This is a genomic window from Marinobacterium rhizophilum DSM 18822 (assembly GCF_000378045.1).
GTDB classification, from domain to species: Bacteria; Pseudomonadota; Gammaproteobacteria; order Pseudomonadales; family Balneatricaceae; genus Marinobacterium_A; species Marinobacterium_A rhizophilum.
Window position 1 is genome coordinate 170,682 of the sequence record NZ_KB899090.1, and the last position, 15,627, is coordinate 186,308.

The window sequence follows — 15,627 nt, forward strand, 5'->3', positions numbered from 1 at the left end:
TCCGCTTTTTAAAGAAGTGAACAGTATACAAATAATTAAGCCCGGCGTTACCGGGCTCAAACTAAACACCAGGCAACCGTGGCCTAGCGTTTGAAATTTTGCGCCAATCGCGCTGCAGAACTTTGCGGGAAGTCATGTATCACCCGCTCGAAATAACGCGCCGACTCGGCTGCATTGCCACGCTGATGGTTCAGTACACCCAGCTTGTAGAGCGCATCTGGCAGTTTGGTACTGCCGGGGAAATCGTCCACTACGCGGGAAAAGGCGCCCTGGGCCAGATCCAGCTTCTGCTCGGCCAGATAAATTTCACCAAGCCAGTAGTGTGCATTCGCCAGTCGAGGACTCGTCGGGTAGTCCTGCACAAAACGCTCAAAGGCACTGGCCGCCTCACCGAACTTGCGCTCTCGCACCAGCGCAAAAGCACTCTGGTAAGCCTGATCATCACTGCCCGCCCCGACAGGGGCTGAAGGCACGCTGGAAACGGGCGTTTCGGGCTCAGGCGTGAGTGCAGCAGCATTCGGCAAAGCCGCATCAGGGTTAAGCTCCGGGGACACAGGGGCCGTTGCTGCTCCGGTAATCAGCGTACTCAGGCGGCGATCCAGATCACGGTAACGCTCAAGCTGATCCTTTTGCATACGATTGAGTTCATATTGCTGTGATTCAACCTGGCCACGCAGACTGCGAACTTCGTCCTGCAATTGCTGCAGCATCAGCATGAGCTGCGTCTCCTGCGTTGCGAAGGTACCGCCACTGGAGTAGCTCTGACCAGGTCCCGGCGCGATCTCAATCACCGGCACGGGATCCGCGGCCAGAACGGCTGCTGGCGAAAGCGCCAGCAGCAGTCCCAGAAACTTGAGTCTGAATACAGTCATGGGCACTTAGCGGCCAGCGTATTTCAGCTCAACGCGACGGTTCTGGGCCCAGGAATCCGAGCCATGACCCATCACTGCCGGCTTTTCTTCGCCGTAGCTGATCACTTCGACCTGCCCTGCGTTCGAGCCATTTACCATCAGGAAACGCGCAACAGCGTTGCCGCGACGCTCACCCAGGGCGATGTTGTATTCACGGGTACCGCGCTCATCGGCATGCCCTTCCAGGCGCACGCTGGCCTGCGGGTTCGAAGCCAGGTAGCGCGCGTGCGCTTCCAGATCAGCGAAAGACTCGCCCTTGACGCTAGACTGGTCAAAATCGAAGTAGAACACGGTCTGCAGGTTTGCCACTTCAGCCGGCAGTTCCGAGCCGGACAGGCCGCCCATGCCCGCCGAACCGGATGTCATGGCACCGCTGTCAGAACCCATGCTACCGCCCATGTCGGCGCTGTCGGTCTGAGTACTGGTGGAGCTGCAACCCGCCACCCACGCGAAAGTAAGAGCCAGAGCAGCAACCTTGGTAACGTTCAACGCACGCATCTTTCTATTGCTCCTTGAAGCGACCGTCATGGTCACTCATGTGTAGAGTAAAGTAATGTTAGCCCGGTCCTATTGCAAGTAGGGGGACCAGGCCGGCTCCCTAACATCACCCGATGACGAAGGCATGCGAAAGCGCACCCGGCCATCGAGAGAAACTGCTGCCAACACACCATTGTTACCCTGCTGGGTCGCATACAGCACAACGCTGCCATTGGGTGCGATGGTAGGTGATTCGTCCAGCGACGTCTGGGTCAGAATATCCAGCCGTCCTGTCTTTAAATCCTGTACCGCGATATTGAAGGCCGCCCCGGCGCCCGCACTGCGATGCACCATGGCCAGAAAGCGGCCATCCTGCGTCAGCTTGCCGCTGCTGTTGTAGTTGCCCTCAAAAGTCACACGCTCAATGCGCCTGTCCGCCAGGTAGACGCGGTAAATTTGCGGCTGGCCGCCGCGATCCGAGGTAAACAGTATGGACTGCCCGTCAGGCGCCCAGGTCGGCTCGGTGTCGATGCCATAATGATGCGTAACCCGGGTCAACTGGCGACGCGCCAGATCCAGCGTGTAGATCTCGGGATTGCCGTCCTTGGACAGTGTCAGCGCGAGGCGCTGTCCGTCCGGCGCCCAGGCCGGCGCACCGTTGAGGCCCGCAAAGGACTGAATTTTTTCCCGCTTGCCGGTCGCCAGGTGCTGCACGTAGATCCCCGGACGCGAACTTTCAAATGATACATAGGCCAGCTTGCTGCCATCCTTGGACCAGGACGGCGACATGATCGGCTCGCGGGACTCCAGAATAGTCCGTGCCCGTGCGCCATCGGCATCCGCCAGCTGCAGACTGAAGCGATGTCGGCCGCCGCCCTGGTTCTGGGCCGTCACATAAGCGATACGGGTTGAAAACGCGCCGCGCAGGCCAGTGAGCTTCTCGAACACCGCATCGGAAATGTAGTGCGCAATATCACGCATGTTGCGTGTCGAACCACTGATCTGTTCGCCAAGCACCCGCGTTTCCTTGAGGACGTCATACAGCTCATAGGTGACCTGCAGCTGCTCCCCTCCCGTGGAGGTCACGCGACCGATCAGCAGATAGTTCTGCCCGGATACGCGCCAGTCACGAAAGAACACCTGGGCCTGCTGCTGCGGAAAGCTGAGCATATCGCCGCGCTTCATGGCACTGAAAAAACCGCTGCGATACAGATCCGTAGAAACAATCTCGGCGAGATCCTCCGGCAGCGGTGTAGCTCCGCTCCAGCCAAAGGGCACCACGGCGATCGGCGTCGGCGCATCCACACCCTGCGTAACTTCGATCACCAGCTCGGCGCGCGCGCCAAATGCCAGCAGCATCAATACGCAGCACGCCAGTAGTCTTTGCTTCATCGCTGTTACCACCTTAATCCCTCCGGCCGGAACTTGACTCTGAATTTTCTGAGATTGCGCTCAAACGTCAATGGATCCACTTCCGCAACCCTTACAAAACGATCTACCTTGAATACCGCCTGCACAGCAGCATTGTCGAACCCCGAATCACCACTGCTCTGAACCAGATTAGCGCTGTCAACTTCGCCGGACGGGAAAAGTCGAATTTCCACTACGGCCTCCATGCCATTGCGAAACGCACTTGAAACACGCCAATTGCGGCTTAACTCGGCGTTGATGTAATCCGCCATCGTCGTCATCAGCTGCTGCGATGCCCGATCTGCGGCAATACGCTGCTCCTGGGCGATGGCCTTTTCAAGCTCCTGCAGCTCGCGTGCCTTTTCCGCTTCTTTGCGCTGCTGTTCTTCCTGCTTGCGCTTGGCCTCGGCAACACGCTTGGCTTCGGCCTTGGCCTTGGCTGCAACTTCAGCCTGCTTTTTCTTCTCAGCCGCGGCTTTCGCCTGTGCCTCGGCCAGTTTTTTCTTTTGCGCGGCGGCTTTCGCCTGCTCGTCAGCCTGTTTTTTCTTCGCGGCAGCGAGCTTCGCCTGCTCGTCGGCCTTTTGCTTCGCCTCAGCCGCGACGCGGGCTTTCTCCTTTTCCTGGCGCTGCGTTTGGGCCTTCTGCTCGGCCTCTTTCGTCGCCTTTTCCTTTGCCGCCACTTCCCGCGCCTGCTGGTCCTTGACCTTCTGCTCCTGCGCCTGCCGTTCCTTCAGGGCCTTTTCCTGGGCGGCCAATTCCTGCTGACGCTGCTTTTCCTGTGCCTTATCGCGCTCGCTCTGCTTGCGCTGCTCGTCCTTTTTGCGCGCCTCTTCAATACGCCTGGCCTGCTCGGTCTGCTTTTCCAGCGCCTGACTCACCGCGCCCAAATCGACCATCTGTGCCTGGATATGGCGCGGCTTGAGCTCGCGCGGATCGGCATGATCAAACCAGTGACCGGCAAGCAGCAACAGCACACCCGCGTGCAACACCAGTGCAAGCAGGCTCGGTACCAGGTAACTGCGCTTATCCACCGTCAATACCTACTCGGTTACCAGTCCGACACTCGGTGCGCCTGCCTGCTGCAGCAGCACCATGAGCCCGACCACCTTGTCATACTCCACCCGCCGGTCACCCTTGACGAGCAGCATTTTTTCCGGATTGGCCGCCAGCACTTTCTGCACCCGCTCAGCCACATCGTCAGCACTGACCGCCGACTGCTCAGAGCCGCCGAGGTTGATGTAGTACTGCCCATCGGCGTCCACGGTCACGATCATCGGCTCGCTATCCTTACTGTCCACAGGATCTGCGGAGGCCTTGGGGAGTTCCACATCAACACCCTGGGTGAGCATCGGGGCGGTGACCATAAAGATCACCAGCAATACCATCATCACGTCGATATAGGGAACGACGTTAATCTCCGCGTTCAGCTTGCGCTTGCGCTTCTGTCGTCTAATCATGCGCACACCCAATCAATGCGCTGAATGGCTGAATGATCACGGCGGTCCCGGGACAAAACCTCGACCCCGGCACTCAGCGCACACCTGTATTTCTGTTGGCTTATCATGCACCCCACCCCGATCAGTCCGCTGAATGAATACGACGGTGCAGTATGCTGGAAAACTCATCGGCAAAAGTTTCGTAACGGTTCAGCAACCCTTCGGACTTGGCCGAGAAACGGTTATAGGCGATGACCGCCGGAATCGCCGCAAACAGGCCGATTGCCGTCGCGATCAGCGCCTCGGAAATACCCGGCGCCACCGATGCCAGAGTGGCCTGATGCATGTTCGCAAGCCCTCGGAACGAGTTCATGATCCCCCACACGGTACCAAACAGGCCGATATAGGGGCTGGTTGAACCGACAGTGGCAAGAAACGGGAGGTGCTGATCCAGCTTTTCCTCTTCCCGCGCCAGGGCCACGCGCATGCTGCGCTGAATGCCTTCCATCACCGCATCCGGGTCATAGTTGCGCTGCTGCGTCAGGCGGGTGAATTCCTTGATGCCGGAGCGAAAAATGTTCTCGGCGCCATTACCCGGATCCGGCGACTGATTCACTTCGCGAAACAGGTGCCCCAGGTCAACGCCGGACCAAAAACGCTCTTCAAAAACCGCCAGCCCCTTGCTTGCGTCGTTAAACACGCGACGACGCTGAAAAATCATGATCCATGACAGGAAGGACGCCAACAGCAAAATCAGCATGACCAGCTGTACAACCAGGCTTGCGTTGAGCACCAGGCTCCAGATCGACATTTCCTCGACCACAACAATTTCCTCTCACGCGCCAGACCACTGCGGGCCGGCTTACTCGGTTGAAAAACAGGACAATCCTGTGCCAGCGGCACCGAACAGACCACAATCGACTGCATACGTTATCGGCGCCAGGCACTGCAAGCCGGCTACCACACTCGACCCTAACACAGACCCCACGACGAACGCTGTATGATAGCGCTCATGCCGATTGGTTCACTCACAATCAGGAGCACCGAATGATAGCGGCCGCAAGCTTGCTGCAGAATGAACGAGGCTGATGCTCGATAGCCGACCCCACGCACACAGCCGCACTACCTTAACAGGCGCGCGCAGCAGAGGTGAAGACCGGATGAGCAGAGAAGTCGTTTTCGCGATGGGCAGGGACCAGGGACCTGGACCTTTGGGCAGTCGGGCGATTTCTGCGCTCACAATATCAGGCGCCAAGATTTAATCAAGCGGCATCAGCGACACTACTGCAAAAAGAATCTCCACCGTAACAACAAGCCCCTAAACAGTGCACGGTGGCGAGCCTGTTCCACCGCCACTGGCTTAAAACGTGCGTTCCGGCACCTCGAGACCAAAGTGCAGATACGCATGGTCCGTCACGATGCGCCCGCGCGGCGTACGCATGATGTAACCTTGCTGAATAAGATAGGGTTCCAGCACATCCTCGATGGTATCCCGCTCCTCCGATATGGCCGCCGCCAGGTTGTCGACGCCCACGGGACCGCCGCCAAACTTCTCGATCATCGCCAGCAGGAGACGCCGGTCCATGTGATCGAAACCGCGCTCATCGACACTCAGCATATTGAGCGCCAGATCCGCCGTACGCCGATCGATCTCACCATTACCCTTGACCTCGGCGTAGTCCCTCGCACGTCGCAACAGGCGATTGGCGATACGCGGCGTACCCCGGGCCCGCTTGGCAACCTCCAGCGCTCCGTCCGGCGCAATGGTGCCGCCCGACAGGCGCGCCGAACGCGCCACGATATGCGCAAGATCATCAATGCCGTAAAACTCCAGTCGCTGCACAATCCCAAAGCGATCCCGCAACGGCGATGTCAGCAGACCGGCCCGAGTAGTGGCACCCACCAGTGTAAACGGAGGCAGTTCAATCTTGATCGAGCGCGCCGCAGGCCCCTCACCAATCATGATATCCAGCTGATAGTCCTCCATGGCCGGATAGAGAATTTCCTCAACATTGGGGCTCAAGCGATGAATCTCATCAATAAACAGGATATCGCCGGGCTCCAGACTGGTGAGCATGGCCGCCACATCACCGGCCTTTTCCAGCACCGGCCCCGAAGTGGTCTTGATCGCGCCGCCCATTTCGTTGGCGATAATATTGGCCAGGGTGGTTTTGCCGAGCCCGGGCGGGCCGAAGATCAGGGTGTGATCGAGCGCCTCGCCCCTCTGACGCGCCGCCTCGATAAAAATCTCCATCTGCTCGCGCACCCGGGGCTGGCCTTCGTAATCGGCCAGCGTCTTGGGACGCACCGCCCGATCCAGCACCTCCTCAGCCGGGCTGGACTGCGGCGCAATAAAACGGTCCGCCTCGATCATGCCACCGCACTCCCTTTACAACATCTTCCAGCCAGAAACGCCATGCGTCAGCCTCCGACCATCGATTTAAGCGCCTGGCGAATCAGCGCCTCACAAGGCGCGTGAGTATCCAGCTGCTTGGCCGCCTGACTTACCGCCCGAGTAGCCTCTGCCGGCTTATACCCCAGCGCCACCAGTGCACTTTCGGCCTCACTGGCAGCATCCGGACCAGGCTCAGGCACCGACTCACCGGGGCTCGACAGCTGGAACTCGGCCGGTTCCGACACCTGCAATTCCTTGAGCCGGTCTTTCATCTCAACAATCAGACGCTCTGCGGTTTTCTTGCCAATACCCGGCAGGCGCACCAACGATGCCGTATCCCCCTGATGCACCGCGCGCACAAAGCTGTCCGCATCAATGCCCGACAAGATCGTCAGCGCCAGCTTCGGCCCCACGCCGTTCACCTTGATAAGGGCGCGAAACAGGCTGCGCTCGCCCCGATCAACGAAACCATACAGCAGCTGCGCGTCCTCACGCACGACGAAGTGGGTATACAGCGTTACCTGCTTGCCACGCTCGGGCAGGCGATAAAAGGTATTCATCGAGGCTTCGAGCTCGTAACCGACGCCACCCACCTCAATCAGCAACTGCGGCGGATGCTTTTCCAGCAATTCCCCTCTCAGACGTCCTATCACAGCTCTTTTTTCTCCAGGTTACGGGCTTCTTCGGGTGATTCCAGCTTGTGCCCCGCCACTATGAACTCAGGCAGCCTCAGACCCGCCACAATGGAGGCCATGCGAAACACGAACACAATGGTCATGGCGCTCAATTCCAGCCAGCGCGTGGGCTCGGTCATGACATGACCAAACACGACATACACCAGCGCCCCCATCAGCGCGCAACTGGCGTACATTTCGCCGTTCGACTGCAGCATCAACGGCACCTGGCCGGTCAGGATATCGCGAATCATGCCGCCAGCCGCACCGGTGACCACCGCCATCATGACCACGACGACATCCGGCATACCCAGGGCAACCGCCTTCTGCGCCCCCAGAATCGCAAACAGCGATAACCCCAGCGCATCCAGGAACAGCAGCATGCGTCTTGGGTACTGGATATAGCGCGACAGGACAAAGGCCAGCACTGCACTCAGGATGGCCACCCACAGGTAGGCGGTATTGCCGATCCAAAGCACCGGGTGGGCATTAAGCGTAATATCCCGCAATGTGCCGCCACCCAGCGCCGTGGCGATACCCAGCACAACCACGCCCAGAATATCCAGCCGCTTGCCCTGGGCCCCCAGTGCGCCACTGGTGGCGAACACCGCCACGCCGGCCAGCTCCGCGGCATAGACAAACTCAACGTAGGTCATTGACGCCAGCGTCCATTGCGACTGGAACAGGCCCCCAGGGTGCGCACCAGACTGCTGCGGGTGTGGGCATGACAGATGGCAATGGCCAGCGCGTCGGCGGCATCCGCCTGCGGCAGACCCGGCAGCTTCAGCATATAAGACACCATATGCTGCACCTGCACCTTGTCGGCACCGCCATTACCCACCACTGCCTGCTTAACCTTGCGCGCGGCATACTCATATACCGGCAGATCGCGGTTACTGCAGGCAACAATGGCCACGCCCCGCGCCTGACCAAGCTTGAGCGCGGAATCCGGATTGCGCGCCATGAAGACCTGCTCAATCGCCATTTCCTGCGGGCAATACCGTTCGAGGATCTCACTGACGCCGGCATAAACCTGCTGCAGGCGCTCGGGAAGCTCGTCACCCTTGATACGAATGCATCCACTGGCAACATATTCGTTGCGCCCGTTTAGATGGTTGATCACCCCATAACCCGTGATCCGTGAGCCCGGGTCAATTCCAAGAATCAGCATACAGGTCCGTATTATCCCTAAATGAGCCATGATACCGGCTCAAGCTTAGCCTAACGCCAAATAAAAGGCCGGGGCCCGGACTTAACAGATCTCATCCAGGCCGAAGCCCGCATGGCCTCCACTGGCGAGTACTGCATTCCGGACCCCAGCCTGGGGTGTCTCGGCGCGTCAGGCGCGAAACGGGATGACTCAGTCGTCCTCCATTGCCTCGTCGGGAATCTCGGCATTGTGGAAAACGTTCTGGGAGTCATCCAGATCATCCAGCGCGTCAATCAGCTTCAGGACCTTGCGGGCAGTCTCAACATCCAGCTCAACGGTCGTGGACGGAATCATCGCCACCTCGGCAAACTCAGACTCGAAACCGGCCTCGGCCAGCCCCTGCTTTACATTCATGAAGTCAGCTGGTGTCGTAAACACATCCACCGAACCATCTTCATTTGTCACCACGTCTTCAGCGCCCACTTCCAGCGCTGCTTCCATGATGGCGTCTTCATCAGTGTCATCACCAAAGCTGATCTGACCCTTTTTCTCGAACAGGTACGATACCGAGCCGTTGGTACCCAGGTTGCCGCCATACTTGTTGAAGGCCGCACGCACCTGGGACACCGTGCGGTTGACGTTGTCGGTCATGCATTCGACCAGAATCGCCACACCACTGATACCGTACCCTTCGTAGGTCAGCTCATCGTAGTTTTCACCATCGGTGCCGCCGGCACCGCGCGCAATCGCCTTCTCGACGGTATCGCGCTTCATGTTGGCACCCAGCGCCTTGTCCACCGCTGCACGCAGACGGGGATTGTCGTCCGGGTTGGGACCCCCTTCCTTGGAAGCCACAGTCAGTTCACGAATCAGCTTGGTAAATATCTTGCCGCGCTTGGCATCCTGCGCCGCTTTGCGGTGCTTGATGTTGGCGAACTTGGAATGACCTGCCATCGGAATACCTCTTTCTGCAGGGCCGTCGCTGCGGCCCTGCCAATACTGTTTATCAGGGGGTTTTACGCAGGCGAATGTTCAGCTCATGCAACTGGGCTGCACTCACCTCGCCCGGCGCATCGGTCAGCATGCAGGCCGCGCTTTGGGTTTTCGGGAAGGCAATGACTTCACGAATCGAGTCGGAGCCGGTCATCAGCATCACCAGGCGATCAAGGCCGAATGCCAGACCACCGTGGGGCGGCGCACCGTATTTCAGTGCATTGAGCAGGAAGCCGAATTTTTCCTGGGCCTCGTCGTCTTCAATCCCCAGTATCTTGAACACCACCTTCTGCATGTCCTGATCGTGGATACGAATGGAACCGCCGCCCAGCTCTGTACCGTTGAGCACCATGTCGTAGGCGCGGGACAGCGCAGATTCAGGACTCGATTTCAGCTCATCGACGCTGCAGCTCGGCGCCGTAAACGGATGGTGCAGTGCGGTGAGGGTGCCGGTACCGGTTTCCTCGAACATCGGGAAGTCGACTACCCACAACGGTGCCCATTCGCGCGCGATCAGACCCAGGTCTTCTGCGACCTTGATACGCAGCGCACCAATGGCTTCGCTGACGATCCTGGCGCTGTCGGCACCAAAGAACACGATGTCGCCGTTCTTGGCATCCAGACGCTGCATGATCTGCATGGAGACGTCTTCACCCAGGAACTTGACGATCGGCGACTGCAGACCCTCAACACCGTCTTCCAGCGCATTGACCTTGATCCAGGCCAGGCCGCGGGCGCCATAAATGCTGACAAACTTGGTGTAGTCGTCGATCTGCTTGCGGGTCAGTACAGCACCGCCCGGCACTTTCAACGCGGCAACGCGCCCCTTGGGATCCTTGGCAGGACCTGCGAACACCTTGAAGTCGACCGACGCCATCAGGTCGGCAACGTCCACCAGCTCCATGTCGATGCGCAGGTCCGGCTTGTCCGAACCGTAACGACGCATGGCTTCGGCGTAGGGCATGCGCGGGAATTCACCCAGATCGATATTCATCAGGTTCTGGAATACGCCGCGAATCATTTCCTCGGCCATCCCCATGATCTCTTCCTCGTTCATGAACGAGGTTTCGATATCCACCTGGGTGAATTCGGGCTGACGGTCGGCGCGCAGGTCTTCATCACGGAAGCACTTGGCGATCTGATAATAGCGATCGAAACCGGACACCATCAGCAGCTGCTTGAACAACTGGGGCGACTGCGGCAGTGCGAAGAACGAGCCTTCGTGGGTACGGCTCGGCACCAGGTAGTCGCGCGCGCCCTCGGGCGTGGCCCGTGTCAGGATCGGTGTTTCGATATCCAGGAAACCATTACCATCCAGATAGGTGCGCAGTGCACTGGTCACCTTGGAGCGAAAGCGCAGCTTGTTCTGAATCTCAGGCCGGCGCAGGTCGATATAACGGTGGCGCAGACGCACGTCTTCACCCACCTGCTGGTGCTCATCCAGCTGGAACGGCGGCGTTTCCGCCTTGTTCAGGATAACCAGCTCCTTGCCCAGCACTTCGATCATGCCGGTGGCCATATCCTTGTTCAGGGTACCTTCGGGGCGCGCACGCACAGTACCGCGCAGTTCGATAACAAACTCACTGCGCACGCTGTCGGCCAGTTTGAAGCTCTCTTCACGATCCGGATCGAACACGACCTGGGAGATGCCTTCACGGTCACGCACGTCGAGGAAAATAACCCCGCCGTGGTCACGACGGCGGTGAACCCAACCCATCAGCGTCACATCTTCGCCGATGTGCTCTTCTCTCAGCTCGCCGCAATAATGGCTGCGCATAGTTTCCAATTCCTGTCGATTAACCATAAGGGGACGCGCCCCGAAAACTTGTGTCGCTCAGCCTGCACCGCGCATTGACTCGCAAGCATGTCCGACATGCCGACAATAGACCTGCACGGACAAGCGGCAATCCAGGCGTTACCCGGGAACCCCGTTAAACGGGTGCAGTACGACGCACGCGCTGCATTGCTCCCTGACCCGCCATCCTGCATAAAATGCAGTACAAAAGGCGTACAACCGCTGCCCTCGCACCACAACAGGCGTCACAAAGCGGCGAATTATACCTGATTTGAAAGGCGCTTACAGACCCGAACAGGCTAATTTTATACGCACAGAGGGAGCTACCGGGCAGTGATCCGGCGCCAGGCACGACGCTGCGCCAGCACACCACCAGACAGTCAGCGCATAAGGATACGGCCGGCGAATCAGGCAGATTGCGGCACGAAACCCAGCTCGCCGGACATCAGCGCCTGAACTTTCTGGCGGATATCCCGCACTTGCTCGTCGGTGTAACTGCGCGCAGGCAGCTTGCCCCAGACAGGGCCAGGCCAGGCAGGGTCATTTTCAAAACGCACGATGTGATGCACATGCAGCTGTGGCACCATGTTACCGAGCGACGCCACGTTCATCTTGCGGGCGGCAAAAGTATCAGCCAGATTCTCCGCCAGAAAACAGGACTCACGCATCAGCTGAACCTGATCGTCGGACGACAAGTGATAGATTTCACTGACACCCGCACGGCGCGGTACCAATACAAACCACGGATAATTGGCATCATTGATCAGCAACAGCCTGCACAGTGGAAACTCCCCCAGCGGGATACAGTCCTGCACCAGCTGCGGGTGGAGTTCGAATTCGAGTTCCAGTTCGTCCATTAGGGGCTCCTGTTCGTCACGCCAAAACCCGATATTCTGCACCCGGGCATCAACGGAAGTATAGGTAAAAATGCTTGAACTCAAGATCCACACTCAAATCAGCGCCATCGGCCGTGACTGCTGGAACCGGCTTTGCGGTACCGACTACCCTTTCTTGCGCTACGACTTCCTCCATGCCCTGGAAGAAAGCGCCAGTGTCAGCCCCAAAACCGGCTGGCAACCGCTGCACCTGGTTGTGGAACGGCAGAACCAGGCGATCGCAGTCATGCCGCTCTACCTCAAAACCCACTCCTATGGCGAATACGTGTTTGACTGGTCCTGGGCCGATGCCTACCAGCGCCACGGTCTGGACTACTACCCAAAGCTCGTGACTGCGATTCCGTTTACCCCGGCCATGGGACCTCGCATCGGCAGCAACGAATCCACCAGCACACTGCTGCCAGTGTTTCTGAATGCCATAGAGCAGCTGGCTCAACGCTTTGATGCCTCGTCCTGGCACAGCCTCTTCATCGACTCCGACCTGCGACAGAGCATGGCAGCGTCAAACCTGACCCTGCGCCTGGGCACCCAGTACCACTGGTTCAACGAAGCGTTCGACAGCTTCGAGCATTTCCTCGAAAAGTTCGCATCCCGAAAACGCAAAAACATCCGCCGCGAGCGACAGAAAGTGGCCGACCACCAGATCAGCCTGCGCCGCATCGAAGGTGCCGACATCACCCCGGAACTGCTCGACACCTTCTACGCCTTTTACCAGAACACCTACCTCAAACGCGGCCGCACGGGCTACCTGACGCCAGCCTTTTTCCAGCTGTTGCACCAGACCATGGCCGAGCAACTGCTACTGGTAATCGCCGAAAAAGACGGGCAGCCTGTCGCCGGTGCACTGTCACTCAAAAGCAGTTCAACACTGTATGGCCGTTACTGGGGTTGCAAAGATGACTACGACAGCCTGCATTTTGAAACCTGCTATTACCAGGGTATCGAGTACTGCATTGAGCAGGGCCTCAAGCGCTTTGACCCCGGCGCTCAGGGCGAACACAAGATCCAGCGGGGTTTCCAGCCGATCGAAACCTGGTCCGGCCACTGGATCAGACACCCCGGTTTCGCCGAAGCGATCGATAAGGCCATGGAGCAGGAGCGCGCCGCAATGCGCGACCAGATCAACGAGCTCACCAGCTGGCTTCCATTTCGCAAAGACTAAAAAACCGACCCTTGCCACCAACACAGGGGTGAGAAAAACTACGGACAATTCGACAGCGCAGGCGGGCCATAAACAGTAATAGGAAAGCCATTTTCATGCGTGAATAAAAATACAAAAGACGCCATAGCTGCCACCATTAAGCTCTTCTATACTCAGGAGTGACCTCTGAGAAGACAATACAAATTCCGATAAACTCCCCAATCAAACCATGGAGATATCATTGTATGTTGACGTATGAAGAATGCTTGGCAATGTGTGATTTGACGGAGGCTGAAATCGAGGCAATTGCGGAACATGAGCACATGGACCCAATGATCGCGATGGCTCTGGGACAGTACCTGACGTCCCACGAAGGCGATCAGCGAATTAAGGGCATCATCCTCGATGATATCAAACGCGCAGAACGCTGTGGCAATACCAGCCATGCCGAAGTGTTGCGCAAAGTGCTGCAACATTTCCTGGCGACCCACCCTGATCGCGACAATAGCGCCGCAGCGTGAAATATCAGACATGCCAGCAACCCGCTAAAACAGGCTTCAACCGCAGTGGAGATACTTCCCCCTTCTATCTCGACTGCATTTCGGGCAGAAGACGGCGCAACATCGCCGGCTCCTGCCCGTACTTTTATCTGACCCGCCACTGCAACTGACTGCACAGACCACAGCGACCGGATCCTTCAAACCTACAACAGACTGTTCGCTATGGCCAAAACGGCCACGTAGCCGACCGTGTACGCCAGCAGCAAGCGTGGCAGAAAACGCAGATAGGTCGCAAAACTGAGCGCTTCGATCTTGCTCATTGCAATAACACCCGCCGCTGAGCCAATGATCAGCAAGGAACCGCCCACGCCGGCAGCGTATGTCAGTCCCATCCAGTCTGCCCGCCCCATTTCTATACCGGACTTAAGAATGGCGGCCGTCAACGGCACGTTATCGACGAGCGCCGACAGCAGACCGACAACATAGTTGGCCGCGAACACCGGCATCACCTGGTACAGCTCCGGCAACCGCTCCAGCACTGACAGCTCCTTGAGCATGCCCACCAACAGCAGCACCCCGAGAAAAAACAGCAGGGTATCGAACTCAATCTCGCGAATGTACTCCAGCACACTCTGGCTCGAGGGCGTATTGCGATTAAGAAACTGATACGTCAGGAACATCACCGAGAGCCCGAAGAGGAAACTCAGTACCGGCGGTATGCTGAAATACACACTCAGGAACAGCGTTGAGCCGATCGTCAGCACGAACAGCAATGCAATAACCTTGTCTCGCCCTCCAATGGGACGCCTGAAATGCGGAATATCCAGCTCGCCCTCGGCGCCAGCCAACATCGTCAGCAACAGTACCAGCACACCCAGAACGGCGGCGGGAACCAGCAAAAACAAGTTGCTGATGCTTACCTTGCCAGCCAGGAAGATCATCAGGGTCGTCACGTCACCGGTAATCAGCGACACACCACCGGAGTTAACGGCAAACACCAGCAACGCCGCAAATTTAAGCATGGTATCGGTTTTCAGCTTGAGCGAGGCCAGCAGGGACAACATGATCAAGGATGCGGTGATGTTATCGGCGAGCGACGAAAACGCCAGCGCCAGGAGTGCCATCATCAGCATCAGCTGTCGCTGACCGATACGCGCCGGCAGGATACGATAGACCATCTGGGTAATCAGACCCTGCTGGTTGAGATAAGCCACGAAGGTCATCGCAGACATCAAAAACAGCCAGAGGGTTGCGATATCCAGCAGGTTTTCGTTGAGTTGCAGCTGAATCGCCGCGGCATCGACACCGGGCTCAGGAAACATGAACGCCAGCAGCCAGACCAGGGTTCCAAGGAACAGGCTGGATTTGGCCTTATTGATATGGACGACATCTTCGGCCACGATCAATACGAACGCCAGCACAATAAGGCATAGCAGTATCCAATGCATGGAGTGGTTCACTCCTCAGGTTTGCGCTATCCCGCACAGGGACAGGAAATTAGTCGTTCACTAGCCCCGTTCAGACGGGCCGGATAGCCAATACTGGGCATGATGAACAGCCAACCGCTTCCTGGCACAGGACAAGGAGGCCGGCATAAACTGTATACCACCGCGGCAGACATAATGGCAGGTACGGTCGCAGATGAAGGAGCAAGCACCTCAAAGCGCGCTCAATATGCCCAATTGCGACGCTCAGGTCGAGCCCCACTTGCACTAAATAATTTTTTTGTTCTATGACAATGCCTTTCAAGCATCACTATCCAGGCACACCTCGGCGCAGACTTCACCCGGCCACAAGCAGCTAACTTCTGGGCCCTGCGCTATGAGATTAACCACCTGGCGCCCTTAAA

At 58.0% G+C, this 15,627-nt stretch carries 16 protein-coding genes; 2 read left to right on the forward strand and 14 right to left on the reverse strand.

Features of this window, described 5'->3' with window-relative positions:
- Nucleotides 1-83 precede the first annotated feature (83 nt).
- The 13 genes from ybgF to F451_RS0102685 form a co-directional block, all read right to left on the reverse strand.
- Nucleotides 84-872, reverse strand: a complete 789-nt coding sequence (gene ybgF, locus F451_RS0102625) for a tol-pal system protein YbgF (RefSeq protein ID WP_020679799.1) — start codon at nt 870-872, stop codon at nt 84-86.
- Between the two features lie 6 nt (nt 873-878).
- Nucleotides 879-1,409 carry a peptidoglycan-associated lipoprotein Pal gene (pal, locus tag F451_RS0102630; RefSeq protein ID WP_020679800.1) on the reverse strand — a complete coding sequence of 177 codons (531 nt, stop codon included), beginning with the start codon at nt 1,407-1,409 and terminating at the stop codon, nt 879-881.
- Between the two features lie 69 nt (nt 1,410-1,478).
- Nucleotides 1,479-2,780 (reverse strand): Tol-Pal system beta propeller repeat protein TolB, encoded by a 1,302-nt coding sequence (tolB, locus tag F451_RS0102635; protein ID WP_026291452.1) that lies wholly within the window; start codon nt 2,778-2,780, stop codon nt 1,479-1,481.
- Nucleotides 2,781-2,785: 5 nt separating this feature from the next.
- Nucleotides 2,786-3,829, reverse strand: a complete 1,044-nt coding sequence (gene tolA / locus F451_RS24615) for a cell envelope integrity protein TolA (RefSeq protein ID WP_169434422.1) — start codon at nt 3,827-3,829, stop codon at nt 2,786-2,788.
- 9 nt (nt 3,830-3,838) lie between these two features.
- Nucleotides 3,839-4,255: a protein TolR gene (gene tolR, locus F451_RS0102645; RefSeq protein ID WP_020679803.1), complete on the reverse strand. Its 417-nt coding sequence runs from the start codon at nt 4,253-4,255 to the stop codon at nt 3,839-3,841.
- A gap of 121 nt (nt 4,256-4,376) precedes the next feature.
- On the reverse strand, nt 4,377-5,057 hold the full coding sequence (tolQ, locus tag F451_RS0102650; RefSeq protein ID WP_020679804.1) for a protein TolQ: 681 nt from the start codon (nt 5,055-5,057) through the stop codon (nt 4,377-4,379).
- 537 nt (nt 5,058-5,594) lie between these two features.
- On the reverse strand, nt 5,595-6,608 hold the full coding sequence (gene ruvB, locus F451_RS0102655) for a Holliday junction branch migration DNA helicase RuvB (protein WP_020679805.1): 1,014 nt from the start codon (nt 6,606-6,608) through the stop codon (nt 5,595-5,597).
- Nucleotides 6,609-6,655: 47 nt separating this feature from the next.
- Nucleotides 6,656-7,282, reverse strand: a complete 627-nt coding sequence (gene ruvA / locus F451_RS0102660; protein ID WP_026291453.1) for a Holliday junction branch migration protein RuvA — start codon at nt 7,280-7,282, stop codon at nt 6,656-6,658.
- Nucleotides 7,279-7,959 (reverse strand): trimeric intracellular cation channel family protein, encoded by a 681-nt coding sequence (locus F451_RS0102665; RefSeq protein WP_020679807.1) that lies wholly within the window; start codon nt 7,957-7,959, stop codon nt 7,279-7,281. The genes ruvA and F451_RS0102665 overlap by 4 nt, the downstream gene beginning before the upstream one ends.
- Nucleotides 7,956-8,474, reverse strand: a complete 519-nt coding sequence (ruvC, locus tag F451_RS0102670) for a crossover junction endodeoxyribonuclease RuvC (protein WP_020679808.1) — start codon at nt 8,472-8,474, stop codon at nt 7,956-7,958. The genes F451_RS0102665 and ruvC overlap by 4 nt, the downstream gene beginning before the upstream one ends.
- A gap of 189 nt (nt 8,475-8,663) precedes the next feature.
- A complete protein-coding gene (locus F451_RS0102675; protein WP_020679809.1) occupies nt 8,664-9,407 on the reverse strand; it encodes a YebC/PmpR family DNA-binding transcriptional regulator in 744 nt (247 codons plus the stop codon).
- Between the two features lie 52 nt (nt 9,408-9,459).
- Nucleotides 9,460-11,223 (reverse strand): aspartate--tRNA ligase, encoded by a 1,764-nt coding sequence (gene aspS, locus F451_RS0102680; RefSeq protein WP_020679810.1) that lies wholly within the window; start codon nt 11,221-11,223, stop codon nt 9,460-9,462.
- 425 nt (nt 11,224-11,648) lie between these two features.
- A complete protein-coding gene (locus F451_RS0102685; protein WP_020679811.1) occupies nt 11,649-12,098 on the reverse strand; it encodes an HIT domain-containing protein in 450 nt (149 codons plus the stop codon).
- A gap of 70 nt (nt 12,099-12,168) precedes the next feature.
- Between F451_RS0102685 and F451_RS0102690 the strand changes: the two genes are divergently transcribed.
- Together F451_RS0102690 and F451_RS0102695 are read left to right on the forward strand one after the other, a co-directional pair.
- Nucleotides 12,169-13,299, forward strand: coding sequence for a GNAT family N-acetyltransferase (locus F451_RS0102690; protein WP_020679812.1), 1,131 nt, complete (start codon nt 12,169-12,171; stop codon nt 13,297-13,299).
- Nucleotides 13,300-13,550: 251 nt separating this feature from the next.
- Entirely contained in the window at nt 13,551-13,799 is a 249-nt protein-coding gene (locus tag F451_RS0102695) for a hypothetical protein (RefSeq protein WP_240476429.1), read from the forward strand.
- Nucleotides 13,800-13,981: 182 nt separating this feature from the next.
- On the opposite strand, the gene nhaD is transcribed toward F451_RS0102695, so the two are convergent.
- Nucleotides 13,982-15,226, reverse strand: a complete 1,245-nt coding sequence (nhaD, locus tag F451_RS0102700; protein WP_020679814.1) for a sodium:proton antiporter NhaD — start codon at nt 15,224-15,226, stop codon at nt 13,982-13,984.
- Nucleotides 15,227-15,627: the final 401 nt, after the last annotated feature.